The 17,343-nt window shown below is 35.8% G+C and carries 17 protein-coding genes; 6 read left to right on the top strand and 11 right to left on the bottom strand.

Features of this window, described 5'->3' with window-relative positions; translation table 11 throughout:
* Positions 1 to 15: 15 nt before the first annotated feature.
* The 5 genes from LWE_RS11535 to LWE_RS11515 all read right to left on the bottom strand — a co-directional run bounded on the left by LWE_RS11535 (position 16) and on the right by LWE_RS11515 (position 5,245).
* On the bottom strand, positions 16 to 1,164 hold the full coding sequence (locus LWE_RS11535; protein WP_041176449.1) for a pyridoxal phosphate-dependent aminotransferase: 1,149 nt from the start codon (positions 1,162 to 1,164) through the stop codon (positions 16 to 18).
* Between the two features lie 76 nt (positions 1,165 to 1,240).
* The gene (locus LWE_RS11530) at positions 1,241 to 1,966 is read right to left on the bottom strand and encodes an amino acid ABC transporter ATP-binding protein (protein WP_011703018.1); all 726 of its coding nucleotides are present in this window, start codon (positions 1,964 to 1,966) and stop codon (positions 1,241 to 1,243) included.
* A complete protein-coding gene (locus LWE_RS11525) occupies positions 1,959 to 3,419 on the bottom strand; it encodes an ABC transporter substrate-binding protein/permease (RefSeq protein ID WP_011703017.1) in 1,461 nt (486 codons plus the stop codon). Before LWE_RS11525 ends, LWE_RS11530 begins: the two co-directional genes overlap by 8 nt.
* Before the next feature lie 193 nt (positions 3,420 to 3,612).
* Positions 3,613 to 4,611 (bottom strand): inorganic phosphate transporter, encoded by a 999-nt coding sequence (locus tag LWE_RS11520; RefSeq protein ID WP_011703016.1) that lies wholly within the window; start codon positions 4,609 to 4,611, stop codon positions 3,613 to 3,615.
* A 13-nt stretch (positions 4,612 to 4,624) separates the two neighbouring features.
* Complete coding sequence (locus tag LWE_RS11515; protein ID WP_011703015.1) at positions 4,625 to 5,245, bottom strand: DUF47 domain-containing protein; 621 nt, start codon at positions 5,243 to 5,245, stop codon at positions 4,625 to 4,627.
* Between the two features lie 385 nt (positions 5,246 to 5,630).
* On the opposite strand from LWE_RS11515, the gene LWE_RS11510 reads away from it, so the two are divergent.
* Positions 5,631 to 6,515, top strand: coding sequence for an aldo/keto reductase (locus tag LWE_RS11510; protein ID WP_011703014.1), 885 nt, complete (start codon positions 5,631 to 5,633; stop codon positions 6,513 to 6,515).
* Positions 6,512 to 7,168: a DNA alkylation repair protein gene (locus tag LWE_RS11505; protein ID WP_011703013.1), complete on the top strand. Its 657-nt coding sequence runs from the start codon at positions 6,512 to 6,514 to the stop codon at positions 7,166 to 7,168. The genes LWE_RS11510 and LWE_RS11505 overlap by 4 nt, the downstream gene beginning before the upstream one ends.
* 178 nt (positions 7,169 to 7,346) lie before the next feature.
* Here LWE_RS11505 and LWE_RS11500 read toward each other — a convergent pair whose 3' ends face one another.
* Together LWE_RS11500 and LWE_RS11495 are read right to left on the bottom strand one after the other, a co-directional pair.
* Complete coding sequence (locus LWE_RS11500; RefSeq protein WP_011703012.1) at positions 7,347 to 8,216, bottom strand: RluA family pseudouridine synthase; 870 nt, start codon at positions 8,214 to 8,216, stop codon at positions 7,347 to 7,349.
* Positions 8,217 to 8,242: 26 nt separating this feature from the next.
* Complete coding sequence (locus tag LWE_RS11495; RefSeq protein WP_011703011.1) at positions 8,243 to 8,797, bottom strand: bifunctional transcriptional activator/DNA repair enzyme AdaA; 555 nt, start codon at positions 8,795 to 8,797, stop codon at positions 8,243 to 8,245.
* A gap of 145 nt (positions 8,798 to 8,942) precedes the next feature.
* Here LWE_RS11495 and LWE_RS11490 point away from each other — a divergent pair, with 145 nt between their 5' ends.
* The 4 genes from LWE_RS11490 (at position 8,943) to LWE_RS11475 (ending at position 11,838) form a co-directional block, all read left to right on the top strand.
* Complete coding sequence (locus LWE_RS11490; protein ID WP_011703010.1) at positions 8,943 to 9,404, top strand: methylated-DNA--[protein]-cysteine S-methyltransferase; 462 nt, start codon at positions 8,943 to 8,945, stop codon at positions 9,402 to 9,404.
* Between the two features lie 100 nt (positions 9,405 to 9,504).
* Positions 9,505 to 9,900, top strand: coding sequence for a GntR family transcriptional regulator (locus tag LWE_RS11485; RefSeq protein ID WP_011703009.1), 396 nt, complete (start codon positions 9,505 to 9,507; stop codon positions 9,898 to 9,900).
* Positions 9,890 to 10,765 (top strand): ATP-binding cassette domain-containing protein, encoded by an 876-nt coding sequence (locus tag LWE_RS11480; RefSeq protein WP_011703008.1) that lies wholly within the window; start codon positions 9,890 to 9,892, stop codon positions 10,763 to 10,765. The genes LWE_RS11485 and LWE_RS11480 overlap by 11 nt, the downstream gene beginning before the upstream one ends.
* Positions 10,765 to 11,838, top strand: coding sequence for a hypothetical protein (locus LWE_RS11475; protein WP_011703007.1), 1,074 nt, complete (start codon positions 10,765 to 10,767; stop codon positions 11,836 to 11,838). The genes LWE_RS11480 and LWE_RS11475 overlap by 1 nt, the downstream gene beginning before the upstream one ends.
* A gap of 42 nt (positions 11,839 to 11,880) precedes the next feature.
* Here the strand turns inward: LWE_RS11475 and LWE_RS11470 are convergent, their stop codons facing one another.
* From LWE_RS11470 to LWE_RS11455, 4 genes are all read right to left on the bottom strand, one after another.
* The gene (locus LWE_RS11470) at positions 11,881 to 13,074 is read right to left on the bottom strand and encodes an MFS transporter (RefSeq protein ID WP_011703006.1); all 1,194 of its coding nucleotides are present in this window, start codon (positions 13,072 to 13,074) and stop codon (positions 11,881 to 11,883) included.
* A 159-nt stretch (positions 13,075 to 13,233) separates the two neighbouring features.
* The gene (locus LWE_RS11465) at positions 13,234 to 14,442 is read right to left on the bottom strand and encodes an MFS transporter (protein WP_011703005.1); all 1,209 of its coding nucleotides are present in this window, start codon (positions 14,440 to 14,442) and stop codon (positions 13,234 to 13,236) included.
* A 32-nt stretch (positions 14,443 to 14,474) separates the two neighbouring features.
* The gene (gene aroE / locus LWE_RS11460; RefSeq protein ID WP_011703004.1) at positions 14,475 to 15,344 is read right to left on the bottom strand and encodes a shikimate dehydrogenase; all 870 of its coding nucleotides are present in this window, start codon (positions 15,342 to 15,344) and stop codon (positions 14,475 to 14,477) included.
* A 60-nt stretch (positions 15,345 to 15,404) separates the two neighbouring features.
* On the bottom strand, positions 15,405 to 17,330 hold the full coding sequence (locus LWE_RS11455) for an oxidoreductase (RefSeq protein WP_011703003.1): 1,926 nt from the start codon (positions 17,328 to 17,330) through the stop codon (positions 15,405 to 15,407).
* Positions 17,331 to 17,343: the final 13 nt, after the last annotated feature.

Here is a 17,343-nt window from a genome sequence, read left to right as displayed (position 1 = left end):
GTTTGCTCTTTTTGATTAAAAGGTTAATTTGGCTAGACGGTTGAAGGCTTCTTCCAGCACACTAATATCTTGTGTTGCAGCTAATCGTGCATAATTATCACCGGATTCTCCAAAAGCTAAACCTGGAATAACGAGTACTTGTGTTTCTTTTAAAACATATTCCGTAAATGAAACGGAATCCATTCCAGTTTTTGAAATATTAATAAACGCATAAATCGATCCTTTAAGTGGATGTAAAGAAAGATACGGAATTTCTTTTACACGTTTGGAGATGTATTCTAAGCGTTTTTGGAACGTTTCTGTTACTTGAGGAATGAGAGTCTCAGAATGATTCAATGCGTAAATAGCAGCTCGTTGAGAAGGTGTAGGAGCTGAATAAGTTATTCCTTCGTTAATAATTTTGGCAGCTTCGTTTAGATAGGTGGGAGCAATCATATAACCTAAGCGCCATCCAGTCATCGCAAAATTTTTAGACATACTACCGAAAGTAATAGTATGATCTGGTGCAAATTTTGCCATAGGAACGAAAGGTTCATAAAAACTAAAACCATCATACACCTCGTCAGATAAAATGAAGAAATCGTATTTTTTTGCAAGATTAGCGATTTTTTCAAAGGTTTCAGGTGAGAAAACAGCGCCAGTTGGGTTATTAGGCGAGTTTAAAATTAATGCTTTGGTTTTATTTGTAATAGCGGCTTCTAAAATAGCTACATTAATAGCAAAATCATCTTTTTCATAAGTAGGAATGATAATTGGCGTACCACCAGAATTTAGCACTTGATCTTTATAAGGGGAGAAGTAAGGTTCGTGAATAATCACTTCATCACCAGGGTCAAGAATCGTTTGTAAAGTTAAATACATACCATGGAGTGCGCCCACTGTGGCGCGGATTTGACTACGTTCAAAGGAAAGCTCGTAATTACGACTGAAATAACCTCGGATGGCATCAATTAACTCAACATCTCCACCAGATTCTGTGTATTTTGTATGACCTGCTCGAACATCTTCAAAAGCTGCGTTAATGATTGATTCATCTGTAATTAAATCGGGATCACCAATGGATAAATCTAGAATATCAGGCATTGTTTTTGCTAATGTTCCGATATCAGCTAGGATGTTAACGGGCATTTGTTGATGTTTTTTAGCAATTTTTGAGTTACTCATCATGTTTAATTAGCTCCTTTTTTCTATAAGTGCAGATAAACGCCTCACCAGTAACAGGTAAGACGCAATCTATGTTTTATGCTAAAACTTTTCCTAAAAAGTCTTTTGTACGGTCATTTTGTGGGTTACCAAACACTTCTTCTGGAGTACCTTGTTCTTGGATTACGCCAGCATCCATGAAGACTACGCGGTCGGAAACTTCTCTTGCAAAGCCCATTTCATGTGTGACAACGACCATGGTCATACCTTCTTTAGCAAGTGACTTCATAACACTTAAAACCTCGCCGACCATTTCAGGATCAAGTGCGGATGTAGGTTCATCGAATAACATCACATCAGGATTCATAGCAAGTGCACGAGCAATGGCTACCCGTTGTTGTTGGCCACCAGATAGTTGAGAAGGATAGCTAGTTGCTTTGTCAGCTAGGCCAACTTTTTCAAGTAAAGAAAGTGCGTGTTTTTTTGCGATAGTGTTATCTTCGTTTTTTACTTTCATTGGAGCTAACATAAGGTTCTCTAGCACATTTTTGTGTGGAAACAAGTTAAAGTTTTGGAAAACCATCCCCATTTTTTGACGTAGTTCGTTGACGTTGGTTTGTTTCGCCATGAGGTCTTTATTTTCGAAAAGAATAGTGCCAGTTGTCGGTTGTTCTAATAAGTTTAAACAACGTAAGAAAGTACTTTTTCCGCTTCCAGAAGGGCCAATCACTACGACCACTTCTCCGGATGCGATTTCAAGGTCAATGCCCTTTAAGACTTCTAGTTTACCGAAATTTTTGTGTAAATTTTTAATATTAATCACTTGTTCTCATTCTCCTTTCAGCAACACCTAGTAGTCTTGACAAGCTAAATGTTAGTACAAAGTAAATTAATGAAGTAATAATTAGTGGGATAAATGGCTTGAAGCTTGCGCCTTGGACTACCCCAGTCATAAACATTAGTTCTGTTACACCGATAACAGATACAATAGAGGATTCTTTAATAACAGTCACGAATTCATTCCCAAGTGCCGGAAGAATATTTTTCACAGCTTGTGGCAAGATGATATAACGCATGCTTGCTCTTTGTGTCATACCAAGGGAACGAGCTGCTTCCATCTGACCTTTATTTACTGCGGAAATACCTGCACGGATAATTTCAGCCACATAAGCGGCACTGTTTAAGGAGAGGGCGATACAACCAGAAACAAAAGCTGATACGTCCATTCCAATAATTTGCGTCCCGAAAAAGACGATGAAAATCTGAATTAGAAGTGGCGTACCACGAACAAATTCAATATAACATGCTGCTGGCCAGCGTAACCATCTTGTTTTTGCTAGTTTCATAAGAGCTAGTAATGAACCGAGAATGGCACCACATAACACGCCGATTGCAGCCAAAGCAATCGTAATTAAAGTACCTGTGATAAAGTAATTGCCATATTTTTCGTAGAAGCTACCATCTTGGAACATTAATTTATTTGCTTCTTCTTGGTATTTTTTCAGTAAGCCTGTATCTTGAATATCCTTAATAGATGTGTTCACTTTTTCTTGTAGAGCAGTGGAGCCTTTTGGCATTGCGATAGCTGTTTCTTTACTACCGTTTTCAAATTTGATGTCTGCTAAGGCTAACGTTTTGTCTTGGCTAATATAAGCTTCCGCAACCGGACCTTCTAAAACAACAGCTTTCATTTTATTACTTTTTAAATTAAGAATTAAATCTGGAACTTTTTGAAGAGAAACCACATCAGAGCCAATTAATTCATTTTTAGCTAAGTCTTCTTGTGTTGTTTGTTTTTGGGCACCGACTTTAATACCATTAAAATCATTTACACTAGTAAATTTATCTTTATCCGTTTTTTTAACAACGACACGCTGTTGTACAAACATATAAGGATCGGAGAAATCTACTTCTTTTTGACGCTCAGGTGTTGGCGACATACCAGAAATAATCATATCCACTTTGCCAGTTTTTAGTGATCCAAGCAAGCTATCGAAGTTCATTTCTTTAATATCTAATTTAACATCTAAATCTTTGGCAATTTTTTTGGCGATACTTACATCAAAACCAACGACTTTATCTTTTCCATCGATTGTTTGATGAAATTCATATGGCGGGTAATCAGCGGAAAGTCCAACAGTTAAAACGCCTTTCTCCTGAATTTTTTTTAAAGTTTCATCCCCAGTATCAGCGGCGAACACAGTTGTGAAGCCAGAAAATACAAATATAAAAATAAGTAAAATTGCTGCAAACTTTTGTAATACATGCTTCTGCATAAGTACAACTCCCTTTAGTATTTGAGTGGTTTATAATAAATGAATCAGTGTTATTGATGTTTATTATAATACATCAAAATGATTAAATATGCAATAAGTTTTTAAAATAAACTTGTTTTATACTTAATATCCTTGTTTTTATTCAAAAAAATGTATAAAAAGAGCCTTGCATAAGCAAGGCTCTGGAAATTAATTATAGAAAGAATCTTAGTACATAGAAGATAAGAGCAGCAATCGTTGCAGAAATAGGAAGTGTGATAACCCATGTAATAATCATGCGTTGAGCAGTATCCCATTTTACTCCTTTAACACGGTGAGCTGTTCCAACACCAAGGATAGAAGAGCTGATTACGTGCGTTGTACTAACTGGTAAATGAATGAAAGTGGCACCGAAAATAATGATAACGGAACTTAAGTCAGCCGCTACACCATTCACAGGCTTGATTTTCATGATTTTCCCACCAACTGTTTTGATGATTTTCCAACCACCAATACTTGTACCGACCGCCATAGCGATTGCACAGGATACTTGAACCCATAATTGCACATCGTCTGTTGTTTGGAATCCACTAGCAATTAAAGCCATTGTGATGATCCCCATTGATTTTTGTGCATCATTTGTACCATGTGTGTAAGATTGTAGCGCAGCAGTACCGACTTGAATCATCCGGAAACGCCGATTGGTCGTTGCCAAGTTTAAGTTCTTCAAGAAAATCTTAAAGAGCGAATATATCGTGTAACCAACTACGAAAGCGAGTACAGGAGAAACTAATAAACCGATGATGATTTTAGTAAAGCCACTGTATTCAATTGATGCAAATCCTGCTGATGCAATTGCTGCACCTGCGATGGAACCAATTAAGGCATGAGAGGAACTACTAGGAATTCCAAAATACCAAGTTATTAAATTCCAAGCTATAGCCGAAAGTAATGCTGCTAAAATAACAAGTTCCCCATGATCTAAAGCAAATGGGTTCACAATGTCTTTAGTAATCGTTTTAGCCACCCCTGTGAATGAAATTGCACCCACAAAGTTCATTACTGCTGCAAGGATAATTGCATGTCGTGGTTTTAAAGCTTTTGTAGAAACACTAGTCGCAATTGCGTTGGCTGTATCATGAAACCCGTTAATAAGGTCAAATGCAAGCGCAGCAAGAACGATGACGACGGTTATAAGAAACATTCCTTCCATCTATCTAGGCCCCTTACGCATTTTTCATGACAATTGACTCAAGCGTATTTGCAACGCTTTGACAACTATCAGCAATGTCTTCTAATTTTTCATAAACTTCTCTTAGGCGAATAAGTTTAATTGGATCTTTTTCGTTTTGGAAAAGTTGAATTAGTGATTCGCGGTAAACATCATCACATTGAGATTCGTAATCTTTAATTTGAATAGCAAGTTTACGAACATCTTTTAATTTTTTATCAAAAACAAGATCTACTGCTTTTTCAATTTCAACAGTGCTTGCTTGAATAGCTTGGATAAACTTCGTCATGTATTCATCATAATGAGTGATTTGGCAGATTTCTAGTGAGAAAGCTGTTTCGTCAAGTGCATCCATCACGTCATCTAGGCGGTTGGTAAGTTCTAACATATCCTCGCGTTCGATTGGTGTAATGAAAGCGTCGTTTAATTCCATAATCATTTTGTGAACCATGGAGTCTCCAGTTGTTTCATATTCTTTGATTTTATTCGAGAAAGTATGTAAATCCTCTACCGAATTGATGCTATATGTTGCAAAGAAATTTGCACCTTCATGTAAATTTACAGCAATATCATGCAACAACGAAGCAAAACGGTCTTTTTTGTTTTTAAAAGCCATTTTCTTAATTCCCCCGATCATTTTTGGTCATTAATAATCAGCTCGCTTTTACTTTAAAAAGGGAGCTTTTTACTTAACGATAAGTTAACAAAAATAAATAAAAAATTTGATAGATCTTTACCACAAATTAATACTAACATAGGATGGGAATAAATAGGAAACTTTTTTTTGATAGATATCTAAATAAACCTTCTGACAGCGTTTCCAATGGCTGTTTTTAGGTGTTTAGGAAAACGAATAAAAAAACTACTTTTTTTGCGTCTTTTTATTAGGAGAGTAAGACGCATTTAGGTATACTGGTTTTAAAATATAAATTTGCGAAAATAGTGTATAATTCATTTAAGAGAAAAAGTTCACAAATAGTTTTCGTGAGGAGGGTTTCGTTTTGACAAAAACATTACAAGACAGAATGATACTACCTGGGAATGAGACAATTCCTTATATTGGTCTGGGTGTATTTCAAGTGACGGAGCAAGAATTTATCGCTGGTGCTGTGGAGAAGGCAATTGAAGTAGGTTATCGTTTGTTTGATACAGCAGCAGTTTATAATAATGAAGAAATTGTGGGACAAGCGATTTCAAAAAGTGCAGTTTCAAGAGAAGAATTATTTATTAGTTCAAAAGTGTGGAATGGTGATTTAGGATATGATGAGACCTTATTTGCATTTGAAAGAACTCTTAAAAATCTTCAACTGGATTATTTAGATTTATATTTGATTCACTGGCCAGTTGCAGGTAAATACCGTGATTCTTGGCGAGCGATGGAGCAACTGCATGATGAAAAGCTAATTAAATCTATTGGTGTTGCGAATTTTAAACAACACCATCTCAGTGATTTATTAGTAGCTGCGAATGAAAAGCCGGTATTAAATCAAGTTGAAACACATCCGCTTTTACCACAAAATGATTTACGAAAGTATTTGTCGGAACAAAATATCGCGCATGCAGCTTGGTCACCACTTGCTAAAGGAATATTAATGCAAAATCCAGTTATTACGGAAATTGCGAAAAAACACCAAGCTTCTGTGGATCAAGTTATTTTACAATGGCACCTGAATCGAAACACTATTATTTTCCCTAAATCTATTACTTCAAGCCGAATTGAAGAAAATGCCAGATTAGCTTATTTCCAATTAGATGAAAAAGATATGGAAAAAATAAACCGTTTAGAAACTGGAAAACGGGTCGGCCCGGATCCAGATGATTTAGAGTATTTTTTGAGTAGCATTGAACGAGAACGCGCTTATTTGACTGGTGGACAAGCGGAATGAAAGATATTCAAGCGTTATTTCGTGCTAATAGGTCTTTAGAAGAAGCTGGTCCAATGGAAGCTTATATGAAAAATCAATTTACTTTTTTAGGGATAAAAGCTGGAAAACGGAAGAAATTATTAGCAGAATTTATAAAAGAAAATGGAGCACCAACAGATTTACTGGATTATGTCATCGTCTTATTTAAAGAAGAAGAACGTGAGTTTCAACATGTAGCTATTGATTTGTTAAGCCGTTATGGCAAAGAACAGCCTCGTGAAGCGATTCAAGTATATGAAAAACTAATTGTTACCAAATCATGGTGGGATACGGTGGATGGTCTAGCTGGGACTATAATAAGCAATCATTTTAAGTTATATCCCGACTTAATTCCTACTTATAATGAAGCTTGGATAAATGGAGAGAATATTTGGTTGGCGCGAACTGCTATTTTGTTCCAATTAAAATACAAAGAACAGACAGACACAGAACTGTTATTTTCAAACTGTGAAAAATGGCTCGGCTCCAAAGAGTTTTTCATTCAAAAAGCGATTGGTTGGGCACTTAGACAATATGCGAAAGTGGATAGTGATGCAGTGCACGTTTTTGTGAATACTCATCCGCTTGCACCACTTAGCCGACGAGAAGCACTTAAACATATTGGTGACACCTGAAATGTTACATTTTGTTCAAGTGGAGAAACGCATTGACAATTTCCCAGCAAAATGAAAAGCAAAAGGAATCAAGCTTCATTACGAAGAAAGATATCCTTTTGCTAGTGGTAAGATTATTATCTTTTTTTGAAAATCTAGATGAAAATTTACAGAAGTCACAATATCATATTGTGGCTTTTTAAAATACCCAATCATCTCCAGCAGGCGCGGAAAAATTCATTTCTTTTCCTTTGAAAGGATGATTTAAATGCAATTTTTCTGCATGAAGCATGATTCGATTGGCGCGGTTTGAGCCACCGTAAAGCGTATCACCAATGATTGGATGACCAATTCCGCTTAAATGGACCCGTATTTGATGTGTACGTCCAGTTTCGATTTGGCATTCTACAAGTGAAGTGTTGTTTTCAGTATCATTTTCTAAGACTTTAACGTGTGTAACAGCTGGTTGGCCATATGGGCTGATTTGGCGTCTTGAACCGTGATGGCGATCTTCACCAATTGGTTTGTTAATTGTTTGCATTACAAGACCCCAAGTACCATCAACAGCAGCAAGATAAGTCCGGTGAATCGCTCTATTTTCCATTTGCCAAGATAATCCAGCGATAGCTAATTTGTTTTTAGCAAATAGAACTAAGCCAGAAGTAGTTTGATCTAGACGATGAACAGCCAGAGCATTTGCTTCTTGATCTGTTTTTTCTAAATAATATTGCACAGCATTCGCGCATGTATCTGTTTCGTAACTATCATTCGGATGAGTTTTCATGCCAACAGGTTTATTCACCACTAGTAAAAAATCATCTTCATAAATAATTTCTAAGTCATATTCATAAACCGGGATTTTGTCATGTAAAATAATTGGTAATGAAAGACTTGCGCCAACGAAAAGTGGAGTATTCCAGTCGTCAAGCGGTTTATTATTAAGTAAAACATCATGAGACATTCGAATTTCATGGCGTGCTTTTTTCCCAAGGTGAAATTTTTCTTGCAAAATAGTAGTTAATGTAAGTCCTTCCCAGTCTTCTAAAATAGGTAATGTTAAATGAGTCATATTCGTTTCATCCGTTCTAATTTATTTTATTGTTGTCCTTTTCGAAAGCGATTTGGTGATAATCCAGTATGTCTTTTAAAAGTAGTGGAAAAGTGAGACGGATTTGGAAAACCTGCTTTTTTTCCAATAACTTCAATGGATTCTAGGGTGTTTAAGAGTTGTTTTTTTGCATAGTCTATTCGAATGTTATCTAGATAAGTAATGGGTGTAATTTTGGTAATTCTTTTAAAAGTCCGATGTAGATGATAAGGGCTGCCATGACAATCTTCGGCAATAATTTGTAAAGTTAATGGTTTTGCAAAGTTTTCGTCAATATAAGTCGCAATGTTTTCTACCCATTCGGTATCCGGAAGTGCGTTTCCACCAGACCTGCATCGTTTGCAAGCGCGATAACCATGCGAAATAGCATCATCAGTATCTTGAAAAATAACAATATTTTCTTTTTTAGGCAGCCTGGACTTACAAGACGGATAGCAGAAGATCTTCGTAGACTTTACACCATAGAAAAATTCGCCATCAGCAGCTTTATCATTTGTAGAAATTGCGTGCCATCTTTTTTTTGTTAAGTAATAATCTGACAATGTTATCACCTCAACTTCTTATTAATCATAAACGTTATTAACCTAAATTGCGAGAAAAACTTTTCTAATCTTGCTTTTATGACCTAAGTGAATTGGAAATCAAACTATCGTAGCGTATAATTAGTTAGAGAAGGAGGCTGGGACAATGGAAATCTATTATGATTCTATTCGTTTTTTAAATAAAGAAATTTATTTTATGGCAAGTGAAAAAGGTCTAACGTATGTTGGGGTTGATAAGAAGCAAATTCAACATGCAACACTTGATCCTAAGCAGACGATGAAGTATAAAGAAGAAATCGTAGCATATTTGAATGGTGAATTAAATGAATTTTCACTTGCAACTGATGTAAATGGTACAGCTTTACAATTAGAAGTATTCGAAGCATTAAAAACTATTCCATACGGAGAAACGCGGACTTATACAGAGATCGCGGCACAAATTAAACGGCCAAAAGCGGTTCGAGCTGTTGGAGCAGCAATAGGAAAAAATCCAGTTTTAATTGTCATACCTTGCCACCGAGTTATCGGCAAAAATGGTAAATTAACCGGCTATAGGGATGGTCTAGAATTGAAAGAAGCATTATTAGCGCTAGAAAAAACAGTCTAATCAATTTTCTTTAAGAAGAAAATTGATTTTTTTGTGTATGCAGTGTACTATTGTAACTAGTACAATTAGTTCTTTATAAAATGATGAAAGTAGGGGAGAGATGTTTACAATTAATGCAAAAAGTCAACTACCAATTTATGAACAAATTGTCCAAGAAATTAAAGAACAGGTTGTGAGAGGCATACTAGAAGATGGCGAAAAAATACCATCTATAAGAGATTTCGCCGGTGAAATAGGAGTAAATCCAAATACTGTGAGTAAGGCGTATCAAGAATTAGAACGCCAAGAAGTGATTATGACTATCAAAGGAAAAGGGACATTTATTGCAAACCAAAAAGAAAGAATTAGTTCACCTAAAAAATTAGCTGAAACAAAAACAAAATTGAAACATACTGTACTTGATTTAGTTTATCTTGGTATTAATTTAGAGGAAATACATCATATGATAGACGAGTATAGTAGAGAAATTACGGGAGGTGACATAGTTGAAAGTTGATTCTCTAAGTAAAACAATTGACGGGAAACTATTACTTGATAAAATCACTTTTGAGGTGAAACCTGGAGAAATTATTGGAATTGTTGGTCGAAATGGCGTAGGTAAAACCACACTTTTTCGAACAATGATGGGATTTTACATACCCGATGAAGGAGAAGTTTATATTGATAAACCTCTAAGCAAAAACCCTGAATTAAAGCAAAAAATATTTATGTTACAAGATAATCTGAATTGCTGGGATGGTTATAAAATCCCAACGATTAAAAAATTCTACCAAAAAACATATCCACTATTCGAAGCAGATAAATTTGATGATTTAATGAATAAAGTTGACTTACCTACAAATGAAAAACTACTAAAATATTCTAAAGGTATGAAAGGATTATTCGGTTTGATTTTAGCACTCTCTGTAGGAGCTGATTATATTTTATTAGATGAACCGATGGAAGGATTAGATATTATTTCTCAAAAAAGTATTACAGGAATTCTTTTAAGAGAAGTAGAACAACGAAAACTAGGTATTATTATTTCATCACACCGGTTAAAGGATTTGGAACCGATAGCGGATTATATTCATATACTCCAGGATAATCATATTGAGGAAACTTATCATCTAGAATCTTTGCGCGAACAAGCGGTAAAAATCCAAATTGCTTTTGAAAATAAGAAAATACCTGCTATCTTGCTTGAAAATGGAAAAGTTATTAATAAATATGGTCGGGTTTATACCATTTTATTTCGAGATATGAATCCTACATTATATGCAGCAATAAAACAAGAAAAACCTATTTTCATGGATGAACTTGCTGTTACATTAGAAGACCTATTCATTTATCATCTAGAGTTAAAAGGGGGCGAAGAATAATGAAAACAGGACTTCTTTGGAAAGAATGGCGACAAAATGCTTGGCTTTTCATTTTAATTGTAGTAGCTTTTATTGGTTCAGAAGCTATGAACGCTACAGATTTAATCCAATCATTTGATAATAATTACAACTACTATCAATCAGATGAATTTCATAAAAGTAATTTAGAATCACTAAACGAAGATAAAATGACAACCAAAGACATCGAAGACTCTCTAAAAATAGAACCTTTTCAATTTGATACTAATATTTACATTTTTATTTGTGTATTTTTACTTTTAGGATTAAAATTAACTGTTTTTGAAAAAAATAAGCAGATGGATTACTTTACGAATGGTTTACCGTATTCTAAAAAGCAAATATTTGTGCATAAATTAATCATTCCAACTATACTATTACTCCTTATCATACCGAGTATCATGTTAGTACGTTTTATTTATATTTATCAACAAATACCAAGAACTTACTTACCTGATTTTTCTTCTTTAATTATTTTAATACCTTATGTTGCATTAATTTTCTTCTTCTCTTTTTCGATTGCCATAGCAGTAGGGAATTTAGTTGGAGACATCATTGCAGCTGTAATAGTAGCTTTAGGCTCCTTAGTTAGTATTATGTATATGTTTTCCGCCTCATTACTTAATCTCATATATATTTTTAGATTGTTTATCTTGGGTAAGGCAGGTTCAGAAGTGGATAAAGGAAATGAAATATGGTTTTCGATATTTCCCTATCGTTTAATTTTTGAAGAGATAAATATTGGGAATTTAATTGCTTTAGTTATCTTGATTTTGATAATGATTACTATAAGTTGGATTGGTATGAAGACTGCTTCGATGGAAAATAATGGGAGATTCTTAATGAATAATAAATTCCGTTTTGCGGTTCTTTATATTGGGAGTCTATATGTGAGTATTTGTTTAAGCGGCTATTATACGAGTTTTGATTATGAAAATGTAGTTTCGACGGGAATGATTGTGGGTCTTGTGATTAAAATGATTGTGATTTACCTTTTAACAGCGCTTGTACTGTGGTTTATAATGTTTAAGCGTAAAAGCATTACTGGTAATTAAATAAAAATAGGCAAGGAGCAGAAATCGCTTCTTGCCTATTTTTTAAATATGATCACGAGCAAATTTTTTCTTCCTAGTAAAGACTATCAATAGGAGAATTAATCCAAATAATGCAATTCCTGAATTTAACAAGAAGATTGCTGCAATATCAATTCTAGAAATAGCAGCTGCAATAAGTGGAATAACGAATACAGCAATACCTTCAGCAATCGTATATAGGCTTGTAACAAAGCCTTTTCCTCGAGCGGAAACTTCTGCAAGTAAAGTTAAGCCGAGTTGAATAATACCTCCAGCCGAGAAATAGCCAAGTAAGAAGGCTCCTACTAAACAAACGATTTCTGTTTGGAAAATAAACAGTGTAAAAGAAATAAGCATGGTCATGGTTACATAGGTTATCAAAATATATAATGTTTTAACACCGCGATTCCCTAATATGAAGGTTACGCAGACACAAAGGATAGCACCAACACTTGCATAGCTAACGAGTAGTCTAGAAGCATTGTCGGTCATGTGTATTACTTCTGAACCATACTTAGCAATCCATTGGCTCATAATGTAAAGTAGCGTTTGTGCTACAAAGCCAAATAAAATTAAACAAATTTCATCAATACTAAAGTGAAATTGCTGTTTTTTCTCATTAGCAACCTCTTTCTCAAAGTCAAGTGGCTTGCCAACAGTCATTGGTGGGAAGGTCCGAGTCAAAATGTACAGTAAATTAATGAGTAAAATGACTATTAACACAATGAAACTCCAGCCATACCATAAATTATTTGCAATAATGAATGCAATCATAAATGGTAAAAGAAACTGTCCTGTTTGTACGAAAGCTTTTACAACAATATTTGCCGATGCAGCTTTTTTTGGATAAGCTTCCATAAGTGCTGGATAGGTTCCTGTGTCTAAGAATGAATTCGCAATCCCAGCTGAAATACCAAATGCATAGGCCACAATAGTATTCGGACTTAATAAAATACCGCCTAAGAAAACAATATAGAAAAACACACCGAGAATAACGGATAACTTACGGCCAAATTTATCAGACAGCTTTCCAGAAATAAAAACCGCTAATAGTTTACCAATCCCAAAGGAAGATACAACACCAGCTGCGCCAGCTAAATCTGTATGCCATTTTTGAGATAAAAAATCAATATTTTGAGCAATGATGATTAGTGCCATACCATGAACGAAATAGTTCATATAAAGTCCGAGTGAAGTGGATAAATATTTATTTTTCATATTCTGCTCTCCTTTGTGTAGTCACTTGCGAAGACCTTTTTATGAGAAATACGCTTGTTTTAAAAGTGAATATATAGATAGATTACATAAGTTTGTGCTTTAATTCACAAAAAATATGTAAGCTCAACTGAGCAAATAGAAGCTCAGTTGAGTGAGTAATTATTTAGTTGCTACTTTAGATTCATTTTTATAACGCATATTTACAAATATTGCCAGCAAGATACCTATAAGTGTTATCGCTACATTGAATAATAACACATATTTTGGTCCTTCGATACCACCAGCTTTAGTAATATAACTAGCAACATTTAGCACAATATAGTTAGCTAAACTAGAAGAAATCATTACTATCGAAGTGATCTTCCCTTTGTTTGTAGGGAAAAATTCATTGGCAGTCGATACTGCTAGTTGAAGAACTCCACCAGCGGCAGCGTATCCAATCACAAATCCACCGATAAGACAGATAGTTGGTGTTTGAACGATATAAATAATCAGTAGCATTAAAGTTGCAATGGCTGGGTAAAGAATCAAAATACGTACTGGTAAAATAAATTTTTTCACAAGGACAGCGGTAATTAAAATGGCGCACATTGTTCCAAGTGAGTAGAATGATTGAATCTTACTTGGATCAGCCATACCGTATAATTTTCCAAGTTCTTGGTTACAGTTTAACCATAGTTGGAAAGTGGATGTACAAGTGAAACCAATACCAATAATAGCCCAACTAGTTGCGTTGAATTTCATTTTCTCTGGTTTTGCTTTTTCGCCGCCAACATTATTATTCATTGGAGGGAATGGCATAAACGCGATAATTAAACCATCAATAACGATTAAAGCCATTGTAATGATGAAGAGTGTACGGAATGACATGTTCGCCGCAGCAACCATACCAATCGCGAACGGTAATACGAATTGTCCAATAGAAATCGAGAACTTCGTAAACATATTGGCAATTGCGCCATTTTTTGTGAAAATTTCTAGTACAGATGGTGTTACAGCAGTATCTAAGAATGAATTTGCTGCTCCTCCTACAAATGCAAAAGCATACGCGATATACATATTTGGTGCAAATGCTAGTCCAATGAAATAAATAGCATATAAACCAACTCCAATTAATGCGGAAGGTTTACGTCCAAACTTATCTGAAAAAGGACCAGAAATTGGTAATGTAAGTAAACGTCCTAAGCCAAGAGCTGCAATAACAGCAATAACCATACTAACATCGAATGTCCCATCGGAAAGCTTATCGGCTCCCCATACTCCAGCGAAATCTTGTTTGTATTGGCCAAGAATGGATACCCCAATACCATGAATAAAATAAGTAAAATAAAGTGCTATTGCTGTTGGATAAAATCTTTTTGCGTTCATTTTTTTCTCCTCTCAAAATCCTGATGAATTTATTAATTAAAATATAGTTCTTTTATTTCTGCAACTGGCATATCTTTACCAGTAAACAACTTATATGCTTCGGCTCCTTGCCATAAAAGCATTCCTAATCCACCAACAGTCTTAGCACCTGCCGCTTCTGCATCTAATAAAAGCCTGGTTTTCTTTGGTGTGTAAATAATGTCGGCAACGATTAGGTCCTTTCTAAAAACAGTTGTATCTTTGACAGGTGTTTCATTTTCATGCGGATGCATACCAACTAGTGTTGCGTTCACTAAAATATCACTCGTTGCAATTTCTGCATATAATTTTTTTGTGTCACTTAAGTCATAAATATGTACACTACATTCAGGAACTTCTTCTTTAATCGAAGCGACAGTTTGTTTTGCTTTTTCATAAAAATCATCTTGAATATTAAAAATGGCGATTTCCTTGACCCCATCTAGTGCACACTGGACTTGGATAGCTGTTGCTGCGCCACCAGCCCCAATAATAGTCATTTTTTTGCCGGAAACATCTACACTAGAATCACGTAAATTTGTTACAAAACCAAGGCCATCAGTTATATGCCCAGTTAGTTTCCCGTTTTCATTTACGATAGTGTTAACAGCGCCAATCATTCGAGCGGCAGGGGAAAGGTCATCCATGTATTTTAAAACTTCACTTTTACAAGGCATGGTTACGTTAGAACCACGTAGATTAAAAGTCTTTATTGCAGTAATTGCATCAGCGACTTTGTTCACTGGAATATCAAATGCAAGATAAGCATAATCTAAACCAGCTTTTTCAAAACTGTAATTGTACATAATGGGAGATTTTGAATGGTCTATGGGTGTTCCGATTAAACTTAAAAGTCGGGTTGAGCCGGAAATTCTTTTTTCCACGTTTCACTTACCTCCAAGTGGGTTTATACCCGCTGCCGAAACAGCGAGTATAGCCACGAATTATAATTGCAATACAGCGTCTAATGCTTCTTTTGTTGCGTCTAATGCCCGACGTGCGCGAACGGCATCACCAATAACATATGTTTCAGGTACCAATTCCCGAATAGCTTCTTCAAGTGGATTATAAGCTCTTGAGCCCATTGCGAGTACCACAGAATCAAAACCATCAATTCGATATTCTTCATCATCAGCTAAGGAATAAGTTACCCCATCTTCAAAGAAACTAGTCACTTTTGCATTTGTAATACTATTGATTTTATATTCATCAAAATCGCGCATAAGGAATTTGCGGTGTTCAGAAATGACATCAGCTCCAACTTCCTCACGAAGTTCCACTACAGTTACATCGTGTCCAGCTTCACCTAAGAAAGCAGCTGTTTCACTACCAACCATACCTCCACCAACGACGAGAACTTTTTTGCCACAAGATTCTTTGCCATCAAGTAGGTCTACTGCATGAATCAATCCAGCATCTTCAATACCAGGAATTGGCAATATAAGTGGGTTTGCTCCAGTCGCGATAATAACTGCATCTGGAGAAACTTTTTGAATAAGCTCGCGTGTAACAGGTGTGTTTGTTTTGATTTCTACGTCGAATTGTTCGCATTTTTTAATGTAACTACGAACCATATTAGTCAGGTCGCCTTTTCCCGGAGGATAGGCAGCTAATCGCATTTGACCGCCAATGATATCAGATGCTTCATAAACTGTCACATCATGTCCTCTTGAACCAGCCAGCCAACCAGCATAAAGTCCACCAACACCTCCGCCGACAACTACCACTTTTTTACTAGGTGTTTTTGGTAAATATGCTTCGGATTCACGGCCAAGTAATGGGTTAACTAAACAAGTAATCGGTTTTCCGGCATACATGTTTGCCACACAACCTTGAAGACAGGCGATACAAGGAAGCAGTTCATCGAGTTTTCCAGCTGCAGCTTTATTTGGTGTTTCTGGGTCGGCTAAAGATTGGCGTCCAAATGCTACTAAATCCGCACGTCCTTCACGAACCATTAATTCAGCATAATGTGGCTCGGTAAAACGACCAACAGTAATAACTGGGATAGAAACTGCACGTTTAATTTGTGTGACAAGATCAGAACTAAATCCTGCATGTAAAACAGTAGGCGCCCACATATATTCATCGCGAATATGAACGCTACGAGAAACATGAAGTCCATCTAAACCACAATCTTCTAAATAAGCTGCAACTGTAGCGCTATCTTGTACACTTAATCCGCCTTCTACGCCATCTGTGCTATTAATTCGGCATAATATAGCAATAGAATGACCAACTCGTTTACGAATACTTTCAATAATGAGTCTTGGCAAGCGCATTCGGTTTTCAAAGCAACCTCCAAATTCGTCTACACGTTTGTTTGTTCGCCCAGATAAGAAGCTACTCACTAAATATCCATGAGCACAGTGAATTTCAACTGCATCAGCACCAGCTTTTTTTGCGCGTAATGCGGCTTCACCATAAAGTTCAATTAATTCATAGAGTTCTTCCCGTGAAATTGCTTCTGGCGTGTTACGACCTTCAGCTGAAGCAATAGCAGAGGCTGCTTTTAAAGGATATCCAGAAACTTTGGAGTTCCCTTCAGGTCCAGCATGCTGTAATTGCACAGAAATTTTAGCTCCGGCATCATGACAAACATCAATCACTCGTTTAAAACTAGCGATTTGGTGATCACTATAAAGACAAGCCTTGTTTGCGCCACCTTTTGCCCGAACATCTACTACAGTTGCTTCAAAAGTAATTAAACCAAAGCCGCCGAGAGCTCGTTCTTTGTAATATGCAAGTGAAGTATCTGATAAAGTGCCATCTGTATTCGCATAGTTATTACACATTGGAGATACAACAAACCGATTAGGTACTTTCATCGGACCAATATCGATAGGTGAGAACATCGAATTAAATTTCAAAAAAAACACTTCC

Origin of the sequence: Listeria welshimeri serovar 6b str. SLCC5334 (assembly GCF_000060285.1) — a bacterium.
GTDB classification, from domain to species: Bacteria; Bacillota; Bacilli; order Lactobacillales; family Listeriaceae; genus Listeria; species Listeria welshimeri.
The sequence above is the reverse complement of the archived record's forward strand: the minus strand, read 5'-3'. Positions and strand labels throughout refer to the sequence as shown.